Annotated in this window: 21 protein-coding genes and 1 pseudogene; 9 read left to right on the top strand and 13 right to left on the bottom strand. The window is 57.0% G+C overall.

Translation table 11 applies throughout. From position 1 onward, the window contains the following. Positions 1 to 39 precede the first annotated feature (39 nt). From KJZ99_05045 to dapA, 12 genes and pseudogenes are all read right to left on the bottom strand, one after another. Complete coding sequence (locus KJZ99_05045) at positions 40 to 2,235, bottom strand: carbohydrate binding family 9 domain-containing protein (GenBank protein MCL4305258.1); 2,196 nt, start codon at positions 2,233 to 2,235, stop codon at positions 40 to 42. A 110-nt stretch (positions 2,236 to 2,345) separates the two neighbouring features. Further along, positions 2,346 to 3,122 carry an SDR family oxidoreductase gene (locus tag KJZ99_05040; GenBank protein ID MCL4305257.1) on the bottom strand — a complete coding sequence of 259 codons (777 nt, stop codon included), beginning with the start codon at positions 3,120 to 3,122 and terminating at the stop codon, positions 2,346 to 2,348. Beyond that, on the bottom strand, positions 3,115 to 3,669 hold the full coding sequence (locus tag KJZ99_05035; protein MCL4305256.1) for a GNAT family N-acetyltransferase: 555 nt from the start codon (positions 3,667 to 3,669) through the stop codon (positions 3,115 to 3,117). The genes KJZ99_05040 and KJZ99_05035 overlap by 8 nt, the downstream gene beginning before the upstream one ends. After that, positions 3,666 to 4,793, bottom strand: coding sequence for an alanine racemase (alr, locus tag KJZ99_05030; protein MCL4305255.1), 1,128 nt, complete (start codon positions 4,791 to 4,793; stop codon positions 3,666 to 3,668). Before alr ends, KJZ99_05035 begins: the two co-directional genes overlap by 4 nt. A 40-nt stretch (positions 4,794 to 4,833) precedes the next feature. Then, a complete protein-coding gene (locus KJZ99_05025; protein MCL4305254.1) occupies positions 4,834 to 6,891 on the bottom strand; it encodes a S8 family serine peptidase in 2,058 nt (685 codons plus the stop codon). 32 nt (positions 6,892 to 6,923) lie between these two features. Continuing rightward, a pseudogene (gene prfB / locus KJZ99_05020) lies at positions 6,924 to 8,076 on the bottom strand (peptide chain release factor 2). A gap of 6 nt (positions 8,077 to 8,082) precedes the next feature. Then, positions 8,083 to 9,660, bottom strand: a complete 1,578-nt coding sequence (locus KJZ99_05015) for a SpoIID/LytB domain-containing protein (GenBank protein ID MCL4305253.1) — start codon at positions 9,658 to 9,660, stop codon at positions 8,083 to 8,085. Positions 9,661 to 9,733: 73 nt separating this feature from the next. After that, entirely contained in the window at positions 9,734 to 10,909 is a 1,176-nt protein-coding gene (locus KJZ99_05010; protein ID MCL4305252.1) for a hypothetical protein, read from the bottom strand. 4 nt (positions 10,910 to 10,913) lie between these two features. Further along, entirely contained in the window at positions 10,914 to 11,483 is a 570-nt protein-coding gene (locus KJZ99_05005) for a hypothetical protein (protein MCL4305251.1), read from the bottom strand. Beyond that, positions 11,480 to 13,210, bottom strand: coding sequence for a choice-of-anchor D domain-containing protein (locus KJZ99_05000; GenBank protein ID MCL4305250.1), 1,731 nt, complete (start codon positions 13,208 to 13,210; stop codon positions 11,480 to 11,482). Before KJZ99_05000 ends, KJZ99_05005 begins: the two co-directional genes overlap by 4 nt. A 14-nt stretch (positions 13,211 to 13,224) precedes the next feature. Next, positions 13,225 to 13,947 carry a 4-hydroxy-tetrahydrodipicolinate reductase gene (locus KJZ99_04995; protein ID MCL4305249.1) on the bottom strand — a complete coding sequence of 241 codons (723 nt, stop codon included), beginning with the start codon at positions 13,945 to 13,947 and terminating at the stop codon, positions 13,225 to 13,227. Further along, positions 13,937 to 14,824, bottom strand: coding sequence for a 4-hydroxy-tetrahydrodipicolinate synthase (dapA, locus tag KJZ99_04990; GenBank protein ID MCL4305248.1), 888 nt, complete (start codon positions 14,822 to 14,824; stop codon positions 13,937 to 13,939). Before dapA ends, KJZ99_04995 begins: the two co-directional genes overlap by 11 nt. Positions 14,825 to 15,196: 372 nt before the next feature. On the opposite strand from dapA, the gene KJZ99_04985 reads away from it, so the two are divergent. Next, the gene (locus KJZ99_04985; GenBank protein ID MCL4305247.1) at positions 15,197 to 16,669 is read left to right on the top strand and encodes a sigma-54 dependent transcriptional regulator; all 1,473 of its coding nucleotides are present in this window, start codon (positions 15,197 to 15,199) and stop codon (positions 16,667 to 16,669) included. Between the two features lie 275 nt (positions 16,670 to 16,944). Here the strand turns inward: KJZ99_04985 and queG are convergent, their stop codons facing one another. Next, a complete protein-coding gene (gene queG / locus KJZ99_04980) occupies positions 16,945 to 18,021 on the bottom strand; it encodes a tRNA epoxyqueuosine(34) reductase QueG (protein ID MCL4305246.1) in 1,077 nt (358 codons plus the stop codon). Positions 18,022 to 18,076: 55 nt separating this feature from the next. Here queG and KJZ99_04975 point away from each other — a divergent pair, with 55 nt between their 5' ends. The 8 genes from KJZ99_04975 (at position 18,077) to KJZ99_04940 (ending at position 26,769) form a co-directional block, all read left to right on the top strand. Beyond that, complete coding sequence (locus KJZ99_04975) at positions 18,077 to 18,802, top strand: queuosine precursor transporter (protein ID MCL4305245.1); 726 nt, start codon at positions 18,077 to 18,079, stop codon at positions 18,800 to 18,802. 71 nt (positions 18,803 to 18,873) lie between these two features. After that, positions 18,874 to 19,608: a twin-arginine translocase subunit TatC gene (gene tatC, locus KJZ99_04970; protein ID MCL4305244.1), complete on the top strand. Its 735-nt coding sequence runs from the start codon at positions 18,874 to 18,876 to the stop codon at positions 19,606 to 19,608. Further along, positions 19,605 to 20,234: a hypothetical protein gene (locus tag KJZ99_04965; protein MCL4305243.1), complete on the top strand. Its 630-nt coding sequence runs from the start codon at positions 19,605 to 19,607 to the stop codon at positions 20,232 to 20,234. The genes tatC and KJZ99_04965 overlap by 4 nt, the downstream gene beginning before the upstream one ends. A gap of 305 nt (positions 20,235 to 20,539) precedes the next feature. Then, on the top strand, positions 20,540 to 20,725 hold the full coding sequence (locus tag KJZ99_04960; protein MCL4305242.1) for a helix-turn-helix domain-containing protein: 186 nt from the start codon (positions 20,540 to 20,542) through the stop codon (positions 20,723 to 20,725). 1 nt (position 20,726) lies between these two features. Then, positions 20,727 to 21,191, top strand: a complete 465-nt coding sequence (locus KJZ99_04955; GenBank protein ID MCL4305241.1) for a chemotaxis protein CheW — start codon at positions 20,727 to 20,729, stop codon at positions 21,189 to 21,191. 17 nt (positions 21,192 to 21,208) lie between these two features. After that, positions 21,209 to 22,156, top strand: coding sequence for an HDOD domain-containing protein (locus KJZ99_04950; GenBank protein MCL4305240.1), 948 nt, complete (start codon positions 21,209 to 21,211; stop codon positions 22,154 to 22,156). Positions 22,157 to 22,162: 6 nt separating this feature from the next. Beyond that, positions 22,163 to 22,588 carry a response regulator transcription factor gene (locus KJZ99_04945; protein MCL4305239.1) on the top strand — a complete coding sequence of 142 codons (426 nt, stop codon included), beginning with the start codon at positions 22,163 to 22,165 and terminating at the stop codon, positions 22,586 to 22,588. Positions 22,589 to 22,995: 407 nt separating this feature from the next. After that, positions 22,996 to 26,769, top strand: coding sequence for a hypothetical protein (locus KJZ99_04940; protein ID MCL4305238.1), 3,774 nt, complete (start codon positions 22,996 to 22,998; stop codon positions 26,767 to 26,769). The last annotated feature ends 211 nt before the right edge of the window (positions 26,770 to 26,980 follow it).

Genomic DNA, 26,980 nt, shown 5'->3' with positions numbered 1-26,980 from the left:
AAAGTCGTGCCGGAGCGCGGGCCAATCGTCCGAAAAGCGTTAAGGCACCGTGAAGAAATATGTCAACTTCGCACGCAGCGTGCGGTCGCCGGGCATGCTCTTATCGAGCGGGTCGATGCTGCGCGCGGATTCGTCATAGACCAAATAAAACCAACTGCCGGGATGCCAGTTGTAAGCCATCAGGAGATTGGCGAAAAACAGCCCGACTTCAGAGGGAAAGTAACTTTCTTCGATCCATTGCAGAGTTCCGCGAAACGACATGTGCAGACTTGGTGACCATACACCTCTGAGTATCCAATTGCGGAAGTCCGTTGTCTGGTCGTCAAAATCCCGCGCATGCCAAACGCGGTTCCATGACATGCCGCCTGCGAGTTCAATGTTGGAACGTGGTCGCCAAGACGCTTCCGGCTCCAAATTGACCAACTCTCCGTCGCGAAAGCTCCGGTATCGCGCATCGGTGCCGTAGCGGTATGGCTTGGTTTCGTCACTCCACAGCCACGCCCAGTGGTAAAAGTGCTTGTAATACTCGAGATCGAAGCTGCCGAAATTATCGCGAAACTCGCCGCCTGCAGGTCCCACGTAGCGTCGCCGGAACACATCGCCCCACTCTCCACCTCCGCCGAAGCTCCAATTGGAGCTGGTCGTGGCGAAAATGTTGAAATTTGCCCAACCTTCTGATGCCGTGCGGTCAGTCAGCGTTGCGTGAAACGCGTTGACATCGAAGCCGATGTTACGCAGATATCTGCTATTGACAAAATAGTTGTCCCCCAACCAGAAGGACTGCCGTATGGTGTTTGACGCATCGCCCCAGCCCAAGTCATTGATATCGAAGTCTGTGCCGCGATAGGCTAACGCGAGATCTGTGCGCACCGGTCCCCAATCTCGTAGATAGGACGTTCGTGCTTCCACCGGCTGTTCGTCCTTCACCTCGTGCGTGCGCCACCAATGCTGATCGGGATCCCCAGAGCGCTCGACTCCTGCCAACCAAAACCACAGCCTATCCCGCTCTCTGAATCTGAACCGCGCATCCACGCCTGCCGCAGCGGAACTGTAACCGGTTTGATTCAAATACGTCCACGTCACTCCAAGCCGGTGACGCCTTGCAAAATCGACAGAGGACCTTCCGGTCACCGCGTCCTGCAGAATCTCGTGCCGTTCGCCGAACATATCCCCATAGGAAAGACGGTTCTTTGCCGCCAGTGCGCTGAGTTTAAATCGCCCGTGCTGGACATTCACTCGCCCGCCGTAGTCGGGGTCCGTCACGCGCCGCGTGTAGACGAAGCGGTAAGGAGTCTCCTCAAAGTATTCTTTCGACTCCAGAAAGAACGGCCGCTTTTCTTCCAGAAACACCGGATAGTCGGACAGATTTATCACAGCCTCGTCTACGTCCACCTGCGCAAAGTCGGGCTGATAGGCCGCGTCAATACTCAGCGCAGCCGAGGGGACATACTTGACCGTAAGTCCGAGATTCTCCCATTCGTTTTCCGTTCGCCAAGGTTCGCCTGTTGGAGCATCCCAGCGGCCCACCGCATGCGGCAGGATCTCGACGTGCGCGGAGGGCGCGATTTTGTCGAGTCCGTGCAGCACGCCGATATTAGAAGCCTTCCAACCGATTTCCGGATCTACCGGCGGCCAAAACCCCGCTTCATTCTTGCGAAAGATTTTGCGAGCAAATCCGACTCCCCACCCGTCGCTGCGCGGTCCGCCGTGCCGCAGAATCTGAAACGGAATGCGCAACTCACAGCTCCAGCCGCTATCCGTTCGGGCCACGGCGGATTCCCACACGGCATCCCACGAATTGCTCAGATTGTTTTCGCTGAAGAACGTGCCTTCGGCTTGCACTCCCGCTGCCGTGACGGTAAACCAGTAGCCGCTGCGCAGATCGTGGAAAGTATCTAAATAGAAGTCCACAAAATCCGAGTTCGCATCGTTGTCGCGTCGCTGAATCTGTCCTTGAATGCTGTCCGGCGCGGTGTCAAAGAGCATGTAGCCGACGTAGAGAGCATCCGCATCGTACAGAACATATACTTCGGATGCCAGCGTAGACGGTGCCGGATAGCCCGGTTCGCGCTGCACGAAATTCTCCGCTTTTCCGCCCGAGAACCACGCAGGTTCGAGGCGGCCGTCCAGCACCAGCGGTTCGCGCCGAAGTTGCGCGGTGATTTCGTAGCCGTCCCGATCCGCTGCCGCAATTCCCGCAAACACCATGAGTAAGAGTAGTCCCAACAACGGCATGCCGCCTCCTGAATCTTTCGAGAAATTAGACTTTGGACGGCGACACCCAACCGTTCCTGACAAAGAGAGTACGTGAAGCAGGACTTTGTGGCAGTTATTCTGAAAGAATCTTAACGCGACTCGGACACAAAACGGGAAAGTGCAGTGACGACATCACGCGGCAAACAGCGCACACCAAGAGTAATTACTTTGTTCACTACTCCCGGAACCACGACGGACTTGCCTCTCAGCATCCCGCGGTAACCCGCCATCGCCACCTGTTCGGCCGAAGTCGCAGCAAAGGCACGCACGCCGGATGTACGATTGCCGGCACGCGCCTGAAAACCTGTCGGCGTCGGCCCTGGGCAAAGGCAGGTAACTGTCACGCCGCTGCCGCGAAACTCGTTGTTCAAGGCTTCGGACAGCATGAGCACATAGCTCTTGCTTGCATAATACACAGCCATCAAGGGACCGGGGAGAAATGCCGCCGTCGAAGCGACATTCAGAATTCTCCCGGAGCGCCGAGCGTTCATCGTGCGACCGAATAGCTGAGACAAGACAGTCAGTGACCGGCAATTGAGTTCGAGCATGGCCAGCACTTCCTCCGTCGGCAGCTCGACGAATCTGCCGAACTTCCCGAATCCCGCATTGTTCACCAGGTAGTCTATCTCAAGATTGTCCCGCGTGGTTTCTTCAAAGAGCCGCTGTGCTGAACCGGCTTCGCTCAAATCCACGGCAATGGTGCGAACCTCTACTGCGTGAGCTTTGCTTAGCTCTGCGGCAAGCGAATCCAATTTCTCGCGGTTGCGTGCCGCCAGCACGAGATTCACTCCGTCGCGGGCAAACACTCTGGCTAACTCCAGTCCGATGCCGCCCGACGCGCCGGTAATCAACGCGACTTTATTCATCGAAAGTAATCAGGTGCGCAACCTGTGGAAACGGTTTAAGCGGAGCAGGGGAGAGGGGCACAGGTTGCTGCAACTCGAACTGCCAGAACTCCACGTCGTGCCACTCGCCAAACTTAAAACCCGCGTAGGGAATACGGCCGACCGGCTTGAACCCGATTCGACGATGGAACTCCGCGCTTGGAGAGCCTGAACGAATCCCGCCCACGACTGAAACCATGCCCATTGCCCTCAGGCATTCGAAGAGCTTCCTGTAGAGCTTCCTTCCGAGCCCTCTGCCCTGCATATTCTCTTCGAGATAGATTGCCGACTCGCAAATCCAATCGTAAGCCGCGCGCTCGCGATAACGCGTCGCATAGACAAAGCCGCGCACGTCGCCATCTTTTTCCCAAACCAGATACGGGTAGACGCGCGAAGTCGTCTCGATGCGCTTGGCGAATGTCTCGATGGAGGGCACAACCAACTCAAAGCTGATAGCCGTCCGCTCGATGATCGGTGCATAAATCCGCAGACAGGCTTCCGCATCAGCGGGGTTGGCAAGACGAATCACACGAACAGCCGCGGAACACGGCCCGTCAGGTAAATCGGCAATTCATAAGGAATGAATCCACCCGCTTCGCAAAGCTCCCAGAGCGTGATCTCTTCACTTCCCTGTCTGCCCCAGAGCACAACTTCTTCGCCGATGTCGTGCTTGTCGTGCCCGAGGTTGACCATGAACTGATCCATGCACACGGTTCCGACGATCGGATAACGCTTTCCGCCAATCAGCACGTGCGTCTTGTTCGACAGCACGCGCGGATAACCGTCTCCGTATCCCACAGGCACGGTGGCCACCCAGACATTTTCCGGGGCCGTCCACTTCAAATTGTAGCTGACTCCCTCGCCTTTTCGCACACCTTTGACGAACACGATCTCGCTAACCAATTGGTGTGCGGCACGCAATGGAAATTCCGCTTGAAGGTATGGTGCGGCGTGCTGGCCATACAGCCCGATGCCCGGTCGAATCATGCTCAGCCGCGCATCCGCAAACCGGATCGCTCCGGCGGAATTCGCCAGATGATACGCAGTGTCGCGCAACCCCAGACTCTCGGCAAGTTCGCACACCTGCCGAAATCGTTCAATCTGCATTCGAGCAAACGCTGTATCCGCATCTTCTGCCGTCGCCAGATGCGAATAGATGCCCGCCACATGCACATGACGCGACGCACGTGCTGCTCTGAACAACTGCTCGGCCGTTCGGAAGTTCTGCCCGATACGGTTCATGCCGGTGTCAATCTTCAAATGAACGTGCGCAATCTTGCCCGATGCGCCGGCCTCGCGCTCAATCGCTTCGAGCTTGAAAACCGAGCTGGCCGTCAGATCGAGATCGTACTCAAGAAACAAGTCGATCTGCGATCCGACGATGCCACCCAGCACGAGAATCCGCTCTTGAATTCCCGTCTGTCGTAGCTTGATTCCCTCTTCGACAAAGCCAACTCCGAGGTAATCTGCGCCCAACTCGCCGAAGAGTCGCGCGCAATGCAGCAGGCCGTGCCCGTAGGCATCGGCTTTCACGACCGCCATCAGCATTGACTCCGGTGCCAGTTGGCGAAACCGCTCAAAGTTCTCGGCGATCGCATCACGAAATATGCGGGCGAACGTCGGCCGGTGCGCTTTCGCCTCGTCGGCAGTCATTACTGCCGGTAGCGTTACCGTGTGGGGAGTCAAGCTTAGGCTACTTCACCAGCAGAATCTTCTGCGTTGCGACTTTGCTTCCACTTTGCAGCTGCACGAGGAATAGACCGCTCGCCGCGCTTTCACCATTCCAAGTCATGCGATGCGACCCGGCCTCAAGCTTCTCGTGATTCACGAGCGTGGCGACGCGCTGACCGAGCACGTTATAGACGGCAAGCGTGATCTCCTGCGGAGTCGCAAGCTCAAACGGAATTTGCACCATGTTGTTGAACGGATTCGGATACGGATTACCCAGCGTAAACTGTTCGGGAATCGTGATATCCGCATCGCGCGACACGCCCGTGCCGATTTGCGCCGTGACCACTACGTCGTCCAGAAACCACTCGGTTGCGTAATCGCCGCGATAACGCCATGCGAAATACACGTTGTTTCCGGCCAGCGATGTCGCGTTCACATTGATCTGCTCCCACGCCGGAACGTTTGCGTTGAACTCGGCCACCTGCGTGAATTGCTGACCGTTCGTCGAATAATACAGCGCGTGCAGAACATAGTAGCCCGGCACGTAGCAATTGCGCTGCCAGAAACTGAGAGTGACCTGCGTTGCGTTTGCGGGAATTGCGATTTGCGGAGTGAACAGCCAATCGTCCTGCATGCCGACTCCTTGCTCGTCGTCGTGCCACAGCCCATTCTGTCCGCTATGCGGCTGATTACCGCAGTCGGGATTGCCCGAATTCAGGAATCGCCAGCCGACGCCATCGGCGCCGTCCTCTTCCACCGTCCAGCCTTCTTGGGCGCTGTCCATCGGTCCACTGAAGAGCGTCGTTTCACCGCCGCCGCCCTGACAGTTGTATTGCAACGCAGCATGCGCGTTGATGCGTCCGTAACCGAATACAACGTCCCAGCCGGGTGCGCCGAGGTCAACACACGTGGATTCGATCGCATTGCGCACTTGATCCGGCGGACAGCCGTTTGCCAAAATCAACGCCGCCAATCCTGCAACATGCGGTGACGCCATCGATGTGCCTTGCCAGAACGTGTAGTAATCGCCGCCTTGCGAGGCCGCACGCACGGTAGAGAGCACGCCGTCAATGTAACCATCCTGATTCAAATCCTCGCCGGTGTTTCCGCCGGGCGCTGTGACGTCCAACGCCGTGCCCCTGTTGGAATAGGGCGCGATCGCGTTGTTATAGGCTGTGGCGCCGACCGCGATGCAGGCGGGGTAAGCCGCAGGATACGAAACGTAATCAGCGTTATCGTTGCCCGAGGAAACAGCCATGATCACATTCGCGTTGGCGCACTGCTGAATAGCACCGGTCAGCGGCTGTCCCGGGTCCTGCGGCGGCTGGTTGTTCTGAATGCTGAATCCCAGCGACGCGTTCAGCACATCTGCGCCCTGCTGTGCAGCCCATGCAAATCCGTTGGCAATCGCCGCCAGCGAACCGGATCCTTCATTATCCAACACGCGGATCGGCATCAGCGTGCAAAGCGGCGCGATGCCTGCAACTCCCGTCGTGTTGTTCGTGCGCGCAAAGATAGTCCCGCCGACATGCATCCCGTGTGAGTCTTCCAGATTCGGTTCTGACGGGTTGTTGTCGTTGCCGATGAAATCGTACGGGCCGGTTGTCTGAATTCCCGTCCAGTCCTCATGATCAAACTGGTATCCCTGGTCCAGCACGGCGACCACTACGTTCGGATTGCCGCGCGAAATGTCCCAGGCCTGCTCCATCCCGATCAACGGATAGTGCCACTGAAACGAGTAAAACTGATCGTTCGGCACCCAATGTGCGCGGGCGATGTAATTGTAGTTTGCCCACAACACCTCACTTTGCGAACGGAAGAACTGAACCGCAGACTTCACGTCGGCAACTTCGATCAGGTAGAAATCAAGCAAGTCTGAGTACTGTTCAATCGTTCCGCCGGCGCGAGACACGATTTCCTGAATCTTCGCTTGCGTTGCCTCCTGCCTGAACCCCACCAGAGCTTGATTCTGCACGTACTCGTAGTACGGCTCTTCAACGCCCGTATTGGACTTCTGTTTGGCCAAGGCGACCGCAACAAACAAGGTCAGCATCAACAACAATACCGCAATTCGCTTCATGTGTTTCCTCGAATATTGTTTAGAAAAGGACTCTACAATTCTTCGTCTTCACTACTCGCCTGTGCGCGCGAGCGCGCGAACTTGCCCTGTGCTCCAAGCAGCAGGAAGGCGCGCACAAACTCGTCCAGGTCTCCGTCCATCACCTTTTGAATATTCGAAGTTTCCACGCCGGTCCGGTGATCTTTTACCATCTGATAGGGTTGAAACACGTAGGAGCGAATCTGATGCCCCCACGCAATGTCGGTTTTCTGATTCTCAATGTTTGCGTTCTTGGCTTTCTCTTCGTCCAGATAGCGTTGATACAGCCGCGCCAGCAACACTTTCATCGCCGAGTCGCGGTTGCGGTGTTGCGAGCGGTCCGTCTGGCACGTCACGACGATGTTCGTGGGAACGTGCGTGATGCGAATCGCCGACTCTGTCCGGTTTACGTGCTGTCCGCCCGCTCCCGATGCGCGAAACGTGTCTATCCGTAAGTCCTCCGGGCGAATTTCTATCTCCGGAACCTCCTCCACTTCAGGATAAACAAACACACTGGCAAATGACGTGTGACGCCGCGCGTTGGAATCGAACGGAGAAATTCGCACGAGCCGGTGCACACCCGTCTCCGCTTTGCAATAACCGTAGGCAAACTCACCCTGCACTTCCAAGACTGCGGATTTGATCCCCGCTTCTTCCGCAGGCTCAAAATCCAGAACATCCACCTTCCAGCCGCGTGCTTCCAGCCAACGCAGATACATTCTGTAGAGCATTAAGGCCCAATCCGCCGACTCTGTGCCGCCCGCACCGGGATGAATATGGATAATCGCGTTCTTGGAGTCGTTTGGATCCTTCAGCATCGCGCGGGTTTCGAGTTCATCGAACAGAACGACGAACTTCTGCGCTTCGCTGTCCAAATCGTTTGCACCAAATGCGTCGGGTGACTCCTCCGCTAACTCGCGCAACGCGTCGAGGTCACCGAGCGCGGCTTCGACCTTCTTGAACGCTTCCACCCACGATTTGTGTTCGGAAATCTGCCTGAGCACTTTCTGCGCGCGTTCCTGGTCGTCCCAGAATCCCGCGCCGCCGGACAGCGTTTCGAGTTTTTCTATTTCGGAAAGCCTTCGACCGTAGTCAAAGCGACCTCCGCAGCGTCTCTAACTTCGAGCGATGCTCACCAATCAACTGTGACAATTCTTCTGACTTCATGATGTCCTAATACTTCTTTTCAATTTTGCAGCCCGGATAATAGTGCGCGAGAATCTGTTCGGCGCTCTTGCCGTCCAGCGCCATACGCGCCGCGCCTGCCTGACACAGCCCCACACCGTGCCCCCAACCCGCCCCAGTCAGGACGAGTTCCATCGGATTCCCCTTGTCGTCGTACAACACCTCGACCAGAAATGCCGAACTTTCGAGAGCCGTGTGTGCTAACAACCGGCGAATCGTAAGCTGACGCTTGATGCGCATGTTGGTCAGCGAGCCGAGCACCTCGACCTCCATCAGTCGGCCGCTGCAGCCCCGTTTGATCGGCACGATGTCGTAGATCATGCCAACGTCAACTCCCGTCTTCGTCATCAGAATCTCTTCCAATTCGGAACGGAGCAGGGTTGTTTCCCAGCGAAAGTGTCTCCGGCCGTAATTGCGCGTTACAGGCAAATCCGAACTCTCGAGATTACAGCACGAATTCGGTCGCGATTGAATCCACTTGCGGACGCCTGTCTCCGTGCGCAAATCCGGAACTTCAAGCGTGCCGGTGCAATCGCACGGCACGCCTTTCCCGTCAAAGAGCGGAGGTGTCATCCAGGTGGTCTGCACATCCTCCGTGTGACCACCGCAAACTGCAGTGAAGTGCGCGTCCACGAGCGACCCCTCATGCGTCAGCACCAATCCGCGCGTCGCGGTCACCGCTTCGACGATCCGGTCGTTTTCGTGTGTCACGCCGCTGTAAATCTGGCAGTGCACGTGTGCGCACAGTTCAAACTGATCGTTGAGGTGCTTGTAGCTCTTTTGTGCAATCACCAGACTCCGCGAGGCAATCGCCTGCGCACGCAGTGCCTCGTCCGGAAACTCGGGCGGCATTTCCGCTCCGACAACTCCCCGCAAATACCGGTCGATCGGTATTTCCGTCAGCGCGGCAATATACCCCTCGTGATCGATGTAAAACTCGATCGCGCCGCTGTAGACTCGGTCTTCCGTCGGCTCGTAGGAAAATCCCGAATTCATCCGCACGCCGTATATCGTCACGCGGCAGTCGCGGTTGTCCGGCACCAAGCGGAAACCATCCTCGCTCTCAAAATGCTGTTCGAGGCTTTGGTCGAACATCTCAAGTTTGCCGGACGCATGCACCAAAACCTCGCGGACCAATCGCGGCGCAAACTCCAGTTCAAGCTTGGACAGCAGTTCACGCGCAGGCTCTTCTGCTGTGAAATTGCCGACTTGCACGCGATACAGTGTGTTGTCCCCGATAATCTCACCGTCGATTTCAATCGGTCCACCGACCTGCCGGATGGCCGCTGATAGGCCTTTCGCTTCGAACGACTCGGCGAGCTCCATGGCTTCAGCATTCGACTTGAACGACGCTGCCAGCACACTGAACAGGAACTTCGTGGGTGTGCTTTTCTCCCGAAGGACTCGCCACTTCAAGTCCGACTCGTCCGATTCGCGCAAAAGCTGACCGGAGCGCGTCTCGATCCTATAGCGCCCCGAGTACTTGAATGTCGCGCGCTCATAACCTTCGAGCAATCCGACACGCACAGTCACGGGCGGGGTGTCTGGGTAAAGTTGCGTTGTCACGGTGTGATTCTTAGAATGAGTAGCAATAGGTCAATCGGCGAAGCTCTCCCCAACACAGCCGGTGACGCAAGAGTTATTTTTGTGCATGAACGTCGGTGTGGTCAATGCTTAGACATAGTTCGTGCAATTGGCGCACAAGTTCACCGGCAATCGAATGAGGGGCCAGCAAAATCAGACGATCCTCAAGATACAATTCTTCCCGCAAACTTGCTCGATAGGGTTCAAGGCAACCCGCCACGCGATCCGCCAGCATCCCAACACCCCCGGCACCCGGTCCGAACAGCGAAATCGCGTCGTAAGACCGCTCCAATCTTGCCGCAAACCGTGGAAACAGCAGGTGAGGCTCATCGCTGCCCTTGAAGACGGCCAGCGGCTGCTCGCCGCCGCGCAGGTAGAGCGGCAGGATCCCCTGTTCCCGCAAGCCGCGCTCCACAAAGTTGAACTCCATGCGGTCCATTGTCAGAAGTGCGGCCGGCGTATGCACAATCGCCGCAAGTGTCCGGCGCGCCAGTGGTTTATCCGTGATAATCGTGCCCGCCACGCCGGTCTTGGAGTTGCCGATCGCAAGCTCCATCTTGAATTCGGCGGCCATCTCGACTGCCGGAACCTGCAAAATCTTTGCCCCGCAACCCATCATTGCCAGCGCATCCTGATAGTCAAGACTGGGCAGAATCCGTGCCGTAGTAACCAGCTTCGGATCTGCGCTGGCCACTCCGGCGACATCTTTCATAAATTCCACCCGCTCCGCGCCCAGCGCCACGGCCAATGCAACAGCCGTTGCGTCCGTGCCACCACGTCCGAGCGTCGAAATATTCTTGTCGGTAGTAATTCCCTGATAGCCCGCAATCACCGGTATCCTGCCCTGCTCGAGTACTTCACGCACCCGTAACGGCCGCACGTCCACAATCCGTGCCGCTGTGTGCAGCGTATCCGTGATGATGCCCGCCTGCGCACCCGTCAGGGAGACGGCGATGTCGTTCTCAATTGAATTCAATGCGAGCGCGAGCATCGCAATCGCCACGCGTTCACCAGTCGAGAGCAGCACGTCCAATTCACGGCCGCGCGGCTGCGGATTGACCGACCGCGCCATCGCCACATATTGATCCGTTGTGTCCGCCAGTGCCGAAACCACGACGACGACTTGAGTTCCGTTCTTAACGCGCTCATGCACCAGCCGCGCCACCTGCAAGATATCTTCGGGCGTCGCGAGTGTCTTCCCACCGTATTTCTGGATGATCAGGTTCGGCATCTATTCAATTTCGAGAAATTTCCATTAGCAATTCAAATCCCCACATTCCCCGATACTCAATCATGTCGCCCAATCCTCCGTCAAACTCAAGTGTTCCGGGGTTGTCCGGTGTCAAGGTCGAATCCGCAGGGCGGAGCCACGGCCTCAGAGCACTATTCCACAAGTCCGCCTCAGAATCGTACGTATCCCTCCAGCCGTAGCCGAATTGCGTGCCGTATGTGCCGATCATGTAGAAATAGAGCGCGAGTGAGTCCGTCAACACGTCGTGGGTGTAGGGCGCGATAAGAAAGGTCTGCCGGACGCTCCACGGTAGAGACTTCCACTCGAGCAGCGTGCCGGCGAACGGCGAGCCTCCGTCGCGCGGAAGATTCGGATCGCGCGCGACCTGATACTCGCGCAACAGATAGGCTTGCAGCTCAAAGCGCTCGGTCGCAAAGGCCGCTGCTGTTGCGGGAATCGTAATCAGCGTGTCCCCCGCAACGATTTCGTAAGACTGACCCTGCGATGGTTTATCATCGCTCTCGCACGCCGCCAGCAGCAGTGCGCCAAGAAGCACCCCAAGCAGGATTCTCACTTCACCAGCATCAGCTTTTGCACACCGTGATACTCGCCCGCACGCAGTGCTGCGAAATACAGTCCTGTCGCCAACGCGTCCGCCTCAAACACCATGCGATGGCTGCCGGCCGGGAGCGACCCTGCGAACAACGTTCGGACCAACCGGCCTGACACATCGTAAATTTCCATTGTCATCTCCGAATCGCGCGGCAAGTCAAACGAGATACTCGTGCCGGGGTTGAACGGATTCGGGTAGGGAGGATGCAAGGCAAACGCTCGCGGCAGCAAGCCGGCGTCGTCGGCATGCGCTACAAGTCCCGCGCCCAGACAACGCACAATCTTCACTCCGGAAATCGCGTCGCTGAATATGCGTAGTGTGTCCACGTGATTCCCCGTGCTCGGCGGTGTAAATACCGTCGTGACGCTCAGTGTTTCGCCCAGTGCAATGGTCGCGGGACCGTTGAAATTCGCGTGATAGGCATCCGTCCCTTGTATATCCGTCACTGTCAGCGTGTTCGAACCCGTGTTGATAAGATGCAGCACCCGCGTCGCGCTGTCTCCGACTTGCACCGGTCCGAAATTCAAACTCGATGGCGCCGCAGCAAGGTCCGGCACATAGGCCAACAGCATCGCGCAGGCGTCCCACCCCGGCACGGCAAATGATTGCGACGCGCCGAACAGCAGAAATCCGTGCTCCGTCTGGATCATCCCCTCGCAACGATCCGCTTCTTCTCCGCCCGCCAGCACCGACCACACGCTGTCGCCGTTCTCATCAACCTTCAGCAGCCAGAAATCCGATTGCTCGAAGTCGATATCTTCAGATGAAAAATTCCCCGCGATGATAAAACCGTCATCGTCAGAGCTGACAATTTCCACGCCGTCTTCATAGGAAAGACCGCCGAAGTGGCGCGACCAGCGCACGGCTCCCGTGTCCGATACGCCCATTACCCACAAGTCCGATGATCCGTTTGATTCACTGCGACTGCCGCCGCACAAAACATAGGGTGTCAAACCGTCTTGTCCCGTGAGATCGTTAAACCAATCATCTTCCGAACCGCCGTATTCCGCACGTCGAAACAAGTCGGCCGGATCTTCTGGATAGCGTCTCCAAACAAGAAGTCCGTCAAGACTGTAGCTATCCTGCTCTCGAGTCCTCCCGCAGATGGCAAAATCGAAATGCCTGTCTTCCGCAAGCGCAAGGTCACCGCGTCCGCTGGTCAGCTGCGTGTTGGAAACTGTGCCGCAGCACTCATACCGGAAGATCGAGTTTTCGGTTTCACCCGCCACGCGGCTTGTGTAAACCAATAAGTAACCCTCTTCATCGTCAGAGTATGTCGTCGTTGCTTCAGCCAGCACACGCAGAGGTGCGGCTTCATCGCCAATGACTTCCTCTTCAACAAACCGGCCCAAAGAATCAAAATGAACTTTGAAGATGTTTTGCCCGGTGCCGGTTGAATTCGTGATTTCTCCCCAGACGCGGCCGACTGATGGTAGCTTCGTGAACCTGCGCGGCTGGTCGAAGGCAAACCTCTGCTGCCAAACAACACGCCCGTCACGGCCAATCTTGAGCAACAACGCATCTGCGCCAGCCCTGCCGCACAGCAGATATCCGTCCTCCAATTCCAATGCGTCGTAAAAGAATTCATCCCCGCCGTCATCGTACGCAAACGTCCACACCGAATCCGGTGGGATGGACTGGGAGAAAGAAATGGAAGAAAGCAGCAAAGAGAGTAAGACGTAACGCATGTTACGCGCCTTGATCATAACCCCAGCACGTCCGCCATGCTGTAAAACCCTGCCGGTTGTCCGACCAGCCACTCCGCCGCGCGCAAGGCACCGTGCGCAAACACCGCGCGCGAATCGGCACGATGCGTGATTTCCAACCGTTCGCCGTGTCCGCCCAGGACCAGCGTGTGCTCGCCGACCACGTCTCCCATGCGCAGAGAGAACACTTCCGGCTTCCGGCCAATCGTGTCCTGCACAATCTCGCTTATGCGCACCGCCGTGCCCGACGGCGCATCCAGCTTCTGGGTGTGATGCGACTCGGATAGATAGACCTTGTATTCAGGCAGTGCGGCCGTGGCTTCCGCAGCCAGTGCAAACAGCACATTCATCGCCGGAGACATGTTCGGTGCCCACAGCACGGCAATCTCCTTGGCCGCCTCACGCAGCGCGTGATGGGTCGTCTCCGAGAGTCCCGTCACGCCGCACACATAGTTCACTCCGGCTTTGCGGCAGTATCTGACATTCTCCTCCACCGCCTTGGCCAGAGAAAAATCAATCGCCACTTCCACGTGGTCGTGCATGCCGTAGCAGTTCGGCTGGATCAGCAAGTCGTCAAAATACATCCCCGCACCAGCAGGATCGTAGGCATTGGTCACTTTAATCCGGCCGCTCAGCCGGGTCTCGTGCAAGATTACTTTCCCCATTCTCCCCGCTGCACCGAACAGTGCGGCATGAATCGGCTGCTTGCTATGCGACATAGACCGGCTCCAGATACGCTGCGATAGCTGCGCGAATCTTGGCCTCCGTTTCGGCCTTGACCGGCACCAGCGGCAGGCGCAGTTCGTTCGCGATCTTCCCTAATTCCGAAAGTGCGAATTTCACCGGAGCGGGACTCGTTTCGAGGAACATCGCCTTCGCCAGCGGCTGCAGCGTATGATGCAGCAACCTTGCGGTTTCCAGATCCGCCCGCGAAAACGCGCTCAACATCCCTTTCATTACGTCCGTGCAGACGTGCGCGGCAACCGACACAACCCCCACGCCTCCCACCGCCAGAATCGGCAGGGTCAGCGAATCATCGCCCGAGAGGACAGTTATCTTGCTCTCTACTCGGTGGCAAATCTCGGAAATCTGGTCAAGATTGCCTGAAGCCTCTTTCAAAGAGGCTACTCTCGGCAGCTCGGCCAGCCGCACTGCGGTCTCCGGAAGCATGTTGACGCTGGTCCGACCCGGCACATTATAGAGCATCAGCGGCAAATCCGATGCGTCGTGCACCGCTTTGAAGTGGGCATACAGGCCCTCTTGAGTCGGTTTGTTGTAATACGGTGTGATAACCATAGCACCTTGGACGCCCAGTTGCTTGGCCTCCCGCACCAATTCTATCGTTTGCTCTGTGGAATTTGTGCCACAGCCCGGGACGACAGGCCGCCCTTTTGCAGCCTCCAAAACCAACTGGATGACCCGTCTCCGCTCCTCCCGTGAGAGGACGGATGCTTCCCCGGTTGTCCCCAGCGGCACAAACCCGTCTGTTCCGCGATTCGCAAGCTCAGTGACCAGATTTTGCAGGGCCGCCTCGTCAATCTGCCCTTTTCTGAACGGGGTCACCACCGCGACCCATAAACCAGTATAGAAATTCATGTTGTTATGGAGTTTGTAAGCCCGTCCGGTACGTTTGCCCTTTGCAACATACCCAAAATTCCCGAATTAGAAATATACCTTCCTGAGCCTGAATTGTCAAATTTGGAGTCTTTATTCCCCGTAGAAAGTTCTCGACATTTTTAGCCCTTTTCCCTTGACTCTTTGGCTTTTGCTCTGCAAACTGTTATGTTGACAAACTAACCCTTCCCCTGTATTTCAAGGAGGATAGCAGATTCAGTTCTCGGGGCTTTCCCGATGTTGTAACGGATGAACAAGGAGGTTGCGATGTATCAGCTCGGCCCAGCTTTTGCCGAGGGAAAGGATGTATTATGGATAGTAACGAATGGACATTGGAAACGGGAGACCCGGAAAATGTCGGAACCGACACTGCTGATTGTAGACGAGGAAACTTCCGCGCTCGAACACGTCTCGAGTTCGCTGCGCGCCGAGGGAGGATATCGCGTCCTCACGGAAACTGATCCGGGCAATGTGCTCAACCGCCTGGAGACCGAAACCGTTGACGTCGTCCTCTGTGATTTGGACTTGAAGGGGACTTCGGGTGTCTCCCTGATCGGGGACATCCGCTCACGTCACCTGCGCCTGCCCGTCGTCATCTACTCGGAGAATGATCGCTCCGAGCGGATTGTCGAAGCCATGGAGAACGGCGCCACTAACTTTGTATCCCAGCCCCTCGAACCACGTCTGCTCGCGCGGACGGTCGAGGCTGCGCTTTCCAATCTTCGCCTCGTGGGGGAAGTGGAAAAGCTCAAGCGCCGGCTCGGCGGGGATCACAAACTCGGCGGACTTGTGGGACGCTCGCCCGCCATGCACAAAGTCTTTGATGCTATCCGCGAAGTCGCGTTCGTCGATACGACGGTCCTGATTCGCGCGGAAACCGGCGCCGGCAAGGAACTCGTTGCCCGTGCCCTGCACTTCGAAGGCCCGCGCTCTGAAAAGCCGTTCGTCAAGGTCAACTGCGCCGCGTTGCCAGAAACCTTGCTCGAATCCGAGCTCTTCGGTCACGAAAAAGGCGCCTTCACCGATGCCAAGCAAACCCGCATCGGAAAGTTTGAACAGGCCAACGGCGGCACGATCTTTCTGGATGAAATCGGCGAGCTCTCACTCTCCACGCAGGTCAAACTGCTCAACGTCCTGCAGGATCGCGAAATCGAACGGCTCGGCGGCAGCCGCAAAATTCCTGTCAACATTCGCGTCGTCACGGCGACCAACCGCGACCTCGAACGAATGATTCAGGAAGGGCGCTTCCGCATGGATCTCTATTATCGGCTGAATGTCGTACCCATCACGATTCCGCCGCTCCGCGAGCGCAAGGAAGACATCCCGATGCTCTGCGCGCACTTCCTCGACAAAATCGGCGGCCGCCTGCAGAAGGGACACTTCACCTTCACTGACGACGCGATGGCCATGCTGCTTTCGCATCCGTGGCCCGGCAACGTCCGCGAACTGGAAAACGTCATCGAACGCGCCATTCTCGCGTCATCGGGAACGACCATCACTGCGGCGACCATGCAGTTCCTCAAACAGCCGATTGCTTCGACGGAAAACTACAGTCTGACTCCGCCGACCAATTATCCGTTGCCCCAGGCGGCGCCGCATTCCGCACCGGCCTCGAACAACGGAAACGGCACGTTGCCGGAGGCCGCGATGACCCTCGGCCCGCTGAAGCAGGCAGTCCGTGCCTTCGAAAAGCAATTCATCGAGAATGCGATGCTCGCCGCCAACGGCCATGTGCTGAAAGCCGCGCGCGTGCTGCAAATCGACCGCACCACTCTCTGGAAGAAGGCCAAAGACTTAGGGATTGACCTTCATCCCGAAGACGAGTAAATCCCGACTAAAACCACGGAAAAAGGGCAGCCCGACGGCTGCCCTTTTCTATCCTCGAACGCCTCTCGGCTTCGGTAGTTTTGTGTGTAAGTCCAGTGCCAATCCGGTGCAATAACATACTGAACAAATGTTTACATTTGTTTGTTAATTTGCCAAAATTTTCTTGACAACTTCTATATTCTGTCGTATATTATGTCCAATTCGTCTGCCTTCTCTACCTCAGCTCCAGGCCCTCGCTGCCGCCAAGGTCTCCGCTGTCCGCAGAATTTCTTCCGTTACTTGTCCTCAATCGCTTCAAGAATAGCTCGGACCGCCCACTCCGCGTGCTCGCGCACCAGCAAACTCTCATGATTTGCCAACGGCGCAAGCGCATCCAGCGCATCACGCGACTTCCAGTTGCCGAGGGCAACAGCCACATTCCGCATGAACCCTTCATACTTCGGTCTGAGCACCGGACTCCTTCTGAACATTTCCAGGAACTCAGTTTCGGTCAGCTTGGCAAGTCTTGTCAGTCTCGGAGCTTTCCTTTCCAGCACATTCTCGTATGCTTGCTGGCGTGTGCGGGTTGAGAAACGATTCACCCACGGACAGCAAGTCTGACAATCGTCGCAGCCGAAGACATGATTGCCTATTCTTGAGCGAAGCTCAATTGGAATAGAGCCGCGATACTCAATTGTCAGGTAAGAAATGCACTTTCGCGAATCCAGCACATACGCAGTCGGAAAAGCATACGTCGGACAACTCTCCAAACATCTCGTGCAACTCCCGCAGGACGGCATCCGCGGCGCACTTGTCGGCACAAGCTCGAGTGTCGTCAAGATCTCTCCGAGAAACAGCTGCGAGCCCATGCGCGGATGAATCAACAGCGTGTTCTTCCCGATGAATCCCAGCCCCGCGCGCTCTGCGACTTCGCGCTCCAACACCGGCCCTGTATCCACGTAGCTCTTCGTCTGAACATCCCGCGCAAGTGACTGCACAAAGTCGGCAAGCTCTGCAAGCGCATGCCCCATCAAGTCGTGATAGTCCTGACCCCATGCGTAGCTGGCAATTATCCCGCGTGACGGGTCCTGCCGCACCTCGTCGGGCAACAATCCCGTGAAATAAGACTGTCCGACCGAAATGAAACTGCGAACTCCCGGCAGCACCTTCTGCGGGTCGAGTCTGCGTTCCGCCGTGCGGTTCAAATAGGTCATCGTGCCGGCCATGCCTTCGGCAAGCCACGAGCGGAAATGCGCACCGCGCTGCGGGGCTTCGGCTCGCGATACACCGCACAGGTCGAACCCCAGCTCGCTCGCCCGCACCGCTATCTGCTGCTCAAAGCTGAAGTCGCGCAAAGTTGCTTTTCCCGCCAAGAGTTGATAGATTCCCTACGCATTGAATTCAAGTCCCTTCCCTAACCAAGCCCGCATGCCCGACTCCCAGAGAATCGTTCTGCCCGGTGATCTCCCGCAAGGTCTGCGCTACTATGACCTCATCGGTGGACTGTTCGTCGCAATTCTGTTGATTTCGAATGTCGCGGCAACCAAGCTCGTCGGATTCGGAATCTTTCCCTTTGACGGCGGGACGTTCCTGTTCCCGTTGAGCTACATTTTCGGCGATGTGCTGACCGAAGTCTACGGCTTCGGACGGGCGCGGCGGATTATCTGGATGGGATTTGCGGCCAATGTGCTCGCCGCTCTGACCTTCGCAGTCGTCGCGGCAATGCCGCCCGCCTCAATCTGGCCGAATCAGGAAGCCTTCGAGGCGATACTGGGATTTGTGCCGCGTATCGTGCTCGCTTCGTTAATCGCCTATCTGTTCGGCGAGTTCACCAACTCCGTAATTCTGGCTAAACTGAAAGTCGCAACGCAAGGCCGCGTGTTGTGGCTGCGCACCATCAGCTCGACGCTCGCCGGACAGGCGGTGGATACCGGACTGTTCGTGGTGATCGCTTTCGCGGGCATCGTTCCCGCGCGTGAGCTGTGGCTGATGATTGCCTTTAACTACATGTTCAAGTGCGGTGTCGAAATCGTGCTGACGCCCATGACTTATGCAATCGTCGGCTTCCTGAAGCGGCGCGAGCAGGTGGACATCTACGATAAGGGCACCCGTTTCAATCCGTTCGGATTAGGCGGCACCGCTCCTGCAAAGTAACTCCTGACACTCAACAAAGCAAGTCTGCCCCAAAACCAGATCCACCACCTTCGCCCTATCCACCCCGTCACGTGACTGACCAAGCTGTAACTTTCTGGGACCATCTCGACGAACTGCGTAAGCGAATACTGCGCAGCACGCTGTTCGTGGCCGTCGGTGCCGGAGTCGGTTTTGCCCTGTCAGACCGCGCGCGCGACTTCCTGATGCAGCCGTTTCGCGAGGCCGTGCCCGGCACGCTCTCGCTGCTCGGGCCGTCTGAAGGGTTCGTCATCGAGATCAAGATTGCGATTCTGCTGGGGCTGCTGGTCTCCTCACCGTTTGTCGCCTGGCAGTTGTATGGTTTTGTGGGACCGGGACTGCGCAAGAAAGAAAAACTCTGGCTGTGGCCGATTGTGGCCATCTCCACGATACTGTTCTGGGGCGGCGTGGCGTTCTCGTGGATGATTCTGCCTACCGCTCTGCAGTTTCTGGGTTCGTTCGCCGAAGTGGGCCTGCAGAACTTCTGGTCGCTCAACAGCTATATCAGTCTGGTGTTGTTCCTGCTGCTGGCGTTTGGCGTCATCTTCCAACTGCCGCTGGTGATGGGGCTATTGATAGCCACAGGTCTGGTGAGTTCGGCATTCTTCCGCAGGCATCGCCGCATCGCGATTGTCGTGATTTTCATTCTGGCCGCGCTGGCGACTCCCACCACCGACGCGCTGACCATGATGCTGATGGTGGCGCCCATGATTGTTCTCTATGAAACCGCCATCTGGATCGGTGTGCTGCTGGAAGCGCGCCGCAAGAAGACCAGCAAGCCCTCATGAGCCGAAAGCTCGTTCCCAAGATCCTGCTCGAAGGCACCCGCCTGACGCACAAAACTGACTTGGCGTTTGCCCTGAACGAGCATCCCCGTATCGTCGGGCCGCGCAAGTATCGCTATCCGTCACCGCTCGTGTCCGGCGAGTGGTGCGCGTTCTCGAATTTTCCGTGGGGTCGAGGATTGATAAACTTCGAGCCGCAGGAAGAGTCAATGGCACTGGAAACGTATGCCACGTGGGCGAGACTGTTTGAATTGCTGCGCTACTACTCGTGGATTGTCGACCGCTTTCATCTCTCAACTATCATGCACCAGCACCTGTATTGCCAGCGCGACTATGATTTCCGCTGGCTGGAGGAGCGTCTGCTGCCGCTCGGTTTCCGGATTATCCTTTGTGTGCGGCGTCCCGGAACATTCGAGGCGGCGCGCGAAGAACGTCTGAAAGTGTCCGGCAATCCTGCGCAGTATGACAATCTATCCATTTTCCTTCGTGAACAGGAGTATTTGATCGAACTTGCCCAACGAAGCATGCTGCCGGTGCTCAGACTGGATGTGACGTCTGATGATATTCCCACTCTGTCAGACGAGATCGCGAATTGGCTGGAGCAAACCGGAGGTTTGTATGCGGACTGATTCCGGCGGGCCGGACCCGCATGCTATCCTGTAACTAACCGTTCATGACCCGTCCGCTGCCGGGTCTTTTTTTTGCCCGAGTTGCAGGGCAACGCGCTCGCGAGAGACGCAGAAGGAAGGGTAGACTTTCTAAGATAAGTCACAGTATGGCGCACCCATCATTTTCTAACTTACTGATTTTATATACTTTTATGTGTAATCCCGAACACGTGCGAGCTATAGGGTTCGCAATGGCCCACTGATTGCACATTGAGTCATGGTTATGAACACAAAGTACCTTCAGACCGGAGAAACCATTGGAACAAATGAGAATGGACGCTGAGCGTATCCGCCAGATCCGGCAGCGCATGCAGCTGACACAGGAAGACTTCGCACATCTCATCGGCGTGACCTTTTCAACGGTCAACCGTTGGGAGAACGGCAAGTCCAGCCCCAACAGAATTGCCGCACGTCTGCTGCTGGGACTCGAGAAAAAACTAAAGCAGCAATAAGATGGTCTCAGCACCTCCCATTCGCCGGCGGCCCGCAGCCGCGCCCGCCGCACCCCCCACAAAACTCGTGTGCTTCCGCTTAGGTGGCTGGCGGGTTGGCCTGACCGTGGACGAAGTGCGCGGTCTGTTCGTAGGATTACCCCTGATTCCCACGTCGAATCCGGACTATTCCGGAGAAGTTCAACTGGCGTTCGGTCGAGTGCCGGTGCTTGACATGCGTCATGTCATCGGAACAGAAAATTCACACCGTAACGGCTCTGCGACTATCGCACTGGTGGACACGGTGGACGGTCCGCTTGGGTTGGCGTTTGATCACGCCGATGAAGTGATCCCGGTTCATCCGCGCGCGTGGCTGCATCAGGAGCTGTCTGTCGCCCCGCTGCCCGTCCGCGCGCGCACCGTCACGCGCTACGGCGACGTATTCTGGCTGAACCTGGACAAGTTAAATACATCTCTCGATGTATGATCATTATTGGAGATTTCATGAATCACTCTTCGCATAGTTTCGTTTCCGTCCCGACGGCAGATGACCTGATCACAGGAGACTCCGCGCGGAGCAAATTTGTGATGCAGCGGCTGCGGGATGCGCATGACTTGCCGACGCTGCCGCTGCTGGCGATGGAAGTCTCGCGGCTCGCGAACGATCCGCTGGCGGGGATGTCGGAAATCGTGCGGATCATTCGCAACGATCCGTCCATGACGAGCAAAATCCTGCGCGTTTCGAACAGCGCGTTCTACGGCATGCCGCGGCGAGTCGAATCGCTGAACATGGCGCTTGTCGTGCTGGGGATGCGCGAAGTCTCAAATCTGGTGACATCGATTTCGGTGTTCAAGGCTTTCCCCGTGCTGGACGGCGGCACGGCTTTTTCGCGCGAGACATTCTGGGAACATAGCGCGGGCACGGGTGAAATCGCGCGCGTGCTGGCCTCGAAGCTGCAAATGCGACTGCACGGTATCGAGTTCACGTCCGGACTGCTGCATAACATCGGTAAAATTGTCCTGCATCAATACTTCCCCAATGAGTTGGGGCAGGCTTTCAAAATCGCGGAGCAGGAGGGACTTCCCTCAATCGTCGCGGAGCAGAAGGTGCTCGGCACGGACCATGCGGAAGTCGGCGCGTGGCTGGCTGAAAAGTGGTCGCTGCCGAATTCCATTGTGGAAAGCATCCGCTACCATCATCAGCCGCATCTGGCACCGGAACACAGCGTCCTGACGGCAATCGTGCATCTGGCGTCCAGTTTGGCGCGTGCTATTCTGAGCAAGAGTCTGCGCGAACGTGTGAACGCCCATCTGGCGCAGGACCCCGCGTGGGAAGTTGTGGCGCAGGAGAATCCCGCAATCCTGTCGCTCGACATCCCGGCGTTTGTCACCGACATCGAAGAAAATATTGACCGTGCCCGTGAGTTTATCAAGATGGCAACTGCGGAGTAATTGTAAATGTCCGTTCCAAAAGGGGGACGCAACGTGAGAGTTTTGATTGCCGATGACAATCCGGTTGTGCGCAGGGTGTTGCAGGCGCTGGTGGAGCGCGAGGAAGGGTTCGAGTTTGCAGGGTCGGTGGCGGACGGAGACGAGTGTCTCGAAGCTGTCAAGACCGTGAAGCCGGACGTCGTGTCCCTCGATCTCGAAATGCCGCGCATGAGCGGGCGCAGCGTGCTGATGAAACTGCTGGAAGACAATGTGCGTGCGGGCGTGGTGGTGGTGACAGGATTGCCGATCTTTGATCAACCGTCCGTGTCGGACGAACTCAAATCGCTTGGCGCAAGCGCGATTCTGTACAAGGATTTCTCGCCTGCCGGCAACGATCTGAGCCTGTTCACGAAATCGTATTTTCAGGCCTTGCGGAGTGCGGCGCACGTCTGACTCTTCAAGACCTTCGGGAAACGCGATGATCCGCCTCGACGACCATCGAGGCGGTTGCATTCTGCGCAAAATGATTCACAGTGTAGAGGAGGCGTTAGTTTGACGCAGATTGTTGAATGAATGGGTCAAGTATAATAAATAGATAGAATAGCGAAAGTTAAGATTTTTACCGAGAATTAAATCAACATGACTTTCAATTTATCTGATTGAATTTTAAGAGTTTGTAATAGTAGATGCAAAAGAGAGAATTGTGTCATTTCAACCAATCTCCTGTTGACATCCTATTTTGCTGGCAATTATATTTGATATTGTAAAGGGTACTGACGGTTCGCCGTCAGGCGTGCAGGTTTTGTCCATCCGTAGACGGGGTTAAGACATCTGACCCCCCAAAACATGAAGGAGTGAAGATGAACAAGAAATGGCTATGGTATGTGTGTGCCGTGCTATTGTGTTGTGGCTCGCTCGCGTTCTATTCTTACGCGACCCAAAGCGACAGCGCGAAGCGTTTGAGTCCGCAGGCACAGAGATCACTGGCTCAGGCCAAGCGAGAACTCGCCCAGCAAGGGCGCTTTGACGAAATTGACGCAAAGATTCAATCTTTGAGCAGCATGAATGAGGTCAAGGCTCCGGCGCAGGTTCAGCGCATGGACGGACCTTCGGTTTCTGCTGAAGCTCCGGCCGGCTACGTCGCTCCCGCAACTGCGGAAGAGCTGGGTGTGGCGCCCGAAAAGGTGCAGTATCACGCGTTGCTCGACCGTCTGAATGATGGTTATCAACTGACGCCGACTGAGAAGGCGGAGTTCGAGCGCCTCGAAGCGATGCTGTTCCCCAACGGCCGTGAAAGCAACCCGCTGGACGCCCAGGGCGGCCCGAACGTCTACGGCTACCGCTGGGTGGACAATCTCGGCGGTGACACCGCGACCTACGCATGGGAAGAGCCGAACGCTCCGATCGAGTTGACGGCAATTTCCAGCTCGGACGATGCGTCCGCAAGTGTGCCGTTTGGATTTACCTTCAACTTCTTCGGAACCAATTACACATCCGGTTGGGCCTCCACCAACGGTGTGTTTGGCCTTTCTGCCTCCAACACTTCGTGGTCCAACGGCTGCCCCGCATCGGGAATCACGGTCGCTGCGATTATGCCGTACTTCGACGACGGAAATACCAGCACCGGCGCCAGCTCAGATGGCGGCCGCGTAGTCTATCAGCAATACGCCGACCACGTAACGATTACGTGGGACTCGGTCGGCACGTGCTGCACCAACGGCACCGACTTGCTCGACTATCAGCTTCAAATCTGGAACAACGGCAAGATCAAGCTGCAGTATCGTCAAATCCAGAGAATCACCGGCACGAGTTCCAACGGCAGTTCGCCGACGATCGGGATTCAGAATACTTCTGTCGCCGGACTTGACCAGCTGAACTACTATTGTAACACGGCTGGTGATACGGCCTATACGAACAACCTCGACGGCCGCGCCGTGTGGTTCTATTTGGGAGGAGCAACTCCTGGTCGCTGCTGCTACGGCCCCAACCCGTGCGCACCGAATTGTGTAGACGGTGTCTTTATCACTGATTGTGCCGCACTCGGCGGGACATTTACCGCTGATATCACCTGTGCAACGCCGTGCCCGACAGCAGTGGCTGGCGATCTCGTCTGCAATGCTTTTGTCATCCCCTCGCTGCCTTACTCGGCTAACGGCACGACGGTCGGCTTCACGAACAACTACGACGAAGTTTGTCCCTTCACCGGTTCGACCTCGCCGGATGTGGTGTATGCCTATACTCCGGGTGCGAATCAGGTGGTCGATGCGACGCTGTGCGGAGGCCAGACGGCCTATGACACCAAGATGTATGTTTACGAGAACGCGGTAACTCCGGGAACTCCGTTTGCCTGCAACGACGACGCTTGCACGGCACCTAACTATGCCAGTCCATTTGTTTCGCAGCTGCTGGGACTTAACCTTGTTGCCGGCAACACGTACTACTTCGTGGTAGACGGTTACGGCGGAAGCAGTGGTCTGTACACGCTGTCCATCTCGACTCCGGAAATCGGCCGCTGCTGCTACAACAATGGTGCCGCATGCGCAGACAACTCTCCGGCGGCTTGCTCAGCCTTGAACGGAGTCTGGACTGCCGGCACGTCCTGCGCGGCGGAGCCGTGCGTGAATCTCTGCGCGCTGACGTGCGGTGGAAATGACGTCATTGAACCCGATGACTTCCCGAACTACTGCGCCACCAATGGTACGAGCGACATCAACGGCGGTTGCAACCTCGCGACTCCGCTCTATGGCGCTATCGCGTGCGGTCAGACGGTCTGTGCCCAGACGTTTACCTGTGATGCGACCGGCTACCGTGACACGGACTGGTTCCTGTTCACGATTACCGAGTTCAGCGATGTGACCTTGACGGCTCAGTCGTCCTTCGATAACCTGCTCTTCGGTATTGTGGATCACGATCCTTGCGCTTCGGCATTCTTCATCACGAACGCCTTCATTACCAGCTGCGCAGCCGGACCGCAGTCCGTTTCGGCGCTGCAGCTCGCACCGGGAAGCTATGTCGCGTTCGGTTCGTATGGGAACTTTACTGGTCTGCCGACGCCGTCGCTTTATAAGCTGACGCTGACCTGCACGCCGGCCGGCGAGCCGCAGGGACGCTGCTGCTATGACAACAACTCAAGCTGTATTGACAACACGTTGACCGAATGTACCGCCCTGGGTGGCAACTGGACGCAGGGTCTGACCTGCGCAGGCAGCCCGTGCCCGCCGCCGCCGCCGACCAACGACGACTGCGCGACGGCGACCTTGATGGTCGTGCCGCCGATGGGCAGCGCCTCTGCCGCCGCCGGCAACCCGTCAGCGACGCCGACCTGTGTTGGACTGGCTTGCGCGGATGATTGTCCGGGCTTCCCGAACTCCACCGGCCCGGATCAGTTCTACTACTTCACGCTGACCGAGTGCCGCAGGATTGCGATCCTCGGTGACAACAGCACGTTCTGCGACCCGCATCTGTCGGTCAGCAATGCCTGTTGCGGCACGGCGCTCTATTGCAACGATGACTGGGGATGCAACCCCGATCTCGACCTGATTCCGTGGCTCGATCCGTTGTTCCGTCCGGTTGCCGGATTCGGTTCGATGGTTGCCGGTCTGTTCAACCCGGGCACATATTACATCCGTGCCGGTCACTACTCCAGCGGCAACAGTGGTGTCTACAACGTGACAATCTACGACTTCGGTCCGTGTCAGGAAGCTCCGTGCGATCCGGTGACCGACCTGACGATTCTGGTGGAATCCGCCGGCAACCTGCCGAACAACTACAAGCTGTATTTCACGGCTCCGCAGGATGAAGACTACACCATCTGGTACTCGAACAACCCGAACAACGACGGAAATCCGGACGACGGATCTGATCCCAACTTCGTGATTGAAACCGTCCTGTTGGGCGTCACGGCTGGTCCGGTGGTTTATCAGGCTTCGCCGGGCTTCGACAACTACCGTTACTTCGTCGTGACGGCCGGTTGCACGCCGTTCACTGAACCGGTTGGCCGTTGCTGCTACAACAACAACAACAACTGCGACGACCTGACTCAGGCTGATTGCGCCGAACTCGGCGGCACCTGGGGCGGACCGTTCCAGAGCTGCGCAGTGAATCCGTGTCCGCCGCCGCTGCCGACTGGCCGCTGCTGCTACAACGGCGGTTTGAACTGTGTGGATAACTTCCAGACGGAATGCACCGCGCTCGGTGGCGTTTGGAACGAGTTCCAAACGTGCGCTGCCAATCCGTGCCCTGTGGCGGGACCGAATGACGAATGTGCCAACGCAATCCAAGTGTTTAACAACACGCCGGTTTCCGGAACGACCGTTGGTGCGACGTTCAGCGCAGAGCCGACCTCCTGCATCTTCACGGTGCCTGATGTGTGGTACGTCTATACGTCAACGTCCACGAATCCGATTACGATGTCGCTGTGCGATAACGGCACAAACTACGACACGAAGATGGGTTGCTACGACGGATCATGCGGCGGAACCGAAGTGTTCTGTATCGACGATTCGGCTTGCCCAATCAACGGCTTGTACACGATCGGAACCGTGGCGACGCCCACCAATGGCACGCAGTATTACATCCGCGTCAGCGGCTTCGGCGGCCAGACGGGTGACTTTGTCCTGACTGTGACACAGTAACCTCTCCGACACCTCGGTCAGAAATGGCCGTTGAAATGTAAACTCAAGCGGCCCGTGCAGTTATGCGCGGGCCGCTTGAACATTGTGCGGGCCTGAAACGGGAAGAGAAATTTTGCGGCCCCGCCAAAGCTCTTGTAATCCGGCAAGTTTTGCATTAGATTTGTAGATTAGAATGTCCCGCCTAAGATCTGCTACCTGAAATTTCCAGTCT

The organism is bacterium, assembly GCA_023382385.1.
Classification (GTDB): domain Bacteria; phylum Electryoneota; class RPQS01; order RPQS01; family RPQS01; genus JABWCQ01.
Note: the sequence above shows the minus strand (reverse complement) of the source record. Positions and strands in the feature narration are given on the sequence as shown.

Bases quoted from the DNA above. Each gene is read 5' to 3' on its own strand.
- KJZ99_05045 (MCL4305258.1), bottom strand. From the start codon at position 2,235: ATGCCGTTGTTGGGACTACTCTTACTCATGGTGTTTGCGGGAATTGCG.
- KJZ99_05040 (MCL4305257.1), bottom strand. From the start codon at position 3,122: ATGAATAAAGTCGCGTTGATTACCGGCGCGTCGGGCGGCATCGGACTG.
- alr (MCL4305255.1), bottom strand. From the start codon at position 4,793: ATGACTGCCGACGAGGCGAAAGCGCACCGGCCGACGTTCGCCCGCATA.
- KJZ99_05025 (MCL4305254.1), bottom strand. From the start codon at position 6,891: ATGAAGCGAATTGCGGTATTGTTGTTGATGCTGACCTTGTTTGTTGCG.
- KJZ99_05010 (MCL4305252.1), bottom strand. From the start codon at position 10,909: ATGCCGAACCTGATCATCCAGAAATACGGTGGGAAGACACTCGCGACG.
- KJZ99_05000 (MCL4305250.1), bottom strand. From the start codon at position 13,210: ATGCGTTACGTCTTACTCTCTTTGCTGCTTTCTTCCATTTCTTTCTCC.
- KJZ99_04995 (MCL4305249.1), bottom strand. From the start codon at position 13,947: ATGTCGCATAGCAAGCAGCCGATTCATGCCGCACTGTTCGGTGCAGCG.
- dapA (MCL4305248.1), bottom strand. From the start codon at position 14,824: ATGAATTTCTATACTGGTTTATGGGTCGCGGTGGTGACCCCGTTCAGA.
- KJZ99_04985 (MCL4305247.1), top strand. From the start codon at position 15,197: ATGTCGGAACCGACACTGCTGATTGTAGACGAGGAAACTTCCGCGCTC.
- KJZ99_04975 (MCL4305245.1), top strand. From the start codon at position 18,077: ATGCCCGACTCCCAGAGAATCGTTCTGCCCGGTGATCTCCCGCAAGGT.
- KJZ99_04965 (MCL4305243.1), top strand. From the start codon at position 19,605: ATGAGCCGAAAGCTCGTTCCCAAGATCCTGCTCGAAGGCACCCGCCTG.
- KJZ99_04960 (MCL4305242.1), top strand. From the start codon at position 20,540: ATGAGAATGGACGCTGAGCGTATCCGCCAGATCCGGCAGCGCATGCAG.
- KJZ99_04955 (MCL4305241.1), top strand. From the start codon at position 20,727: ATGGTCTCAGCACCTCCCATTCGCCGGCGGCCCGCAGCCGCGCCCGCC.
- KJZ99_04950 (MCL4305240.1), top strand. From the start codon at position 21,209: ATGAATCACTCTTCGCATAGTTTCGTTTCCGTCCCGACGGCAGATGAC.
- KJZ99_04945 (MCL4305239.1), top strand. From the start codon at position 22,163: ATGTCCGTTCCAAAAGGGGGACGCAACGTGAGAGTTTTGATTGCCGAT.
- KJZ99_04940 (MCL4305238.1), top strand. From the start codon at position 22,996: ATGAACAAGAAATGGCTATGGTATGTGTGTGCCGTGCTATTGTGTTGT.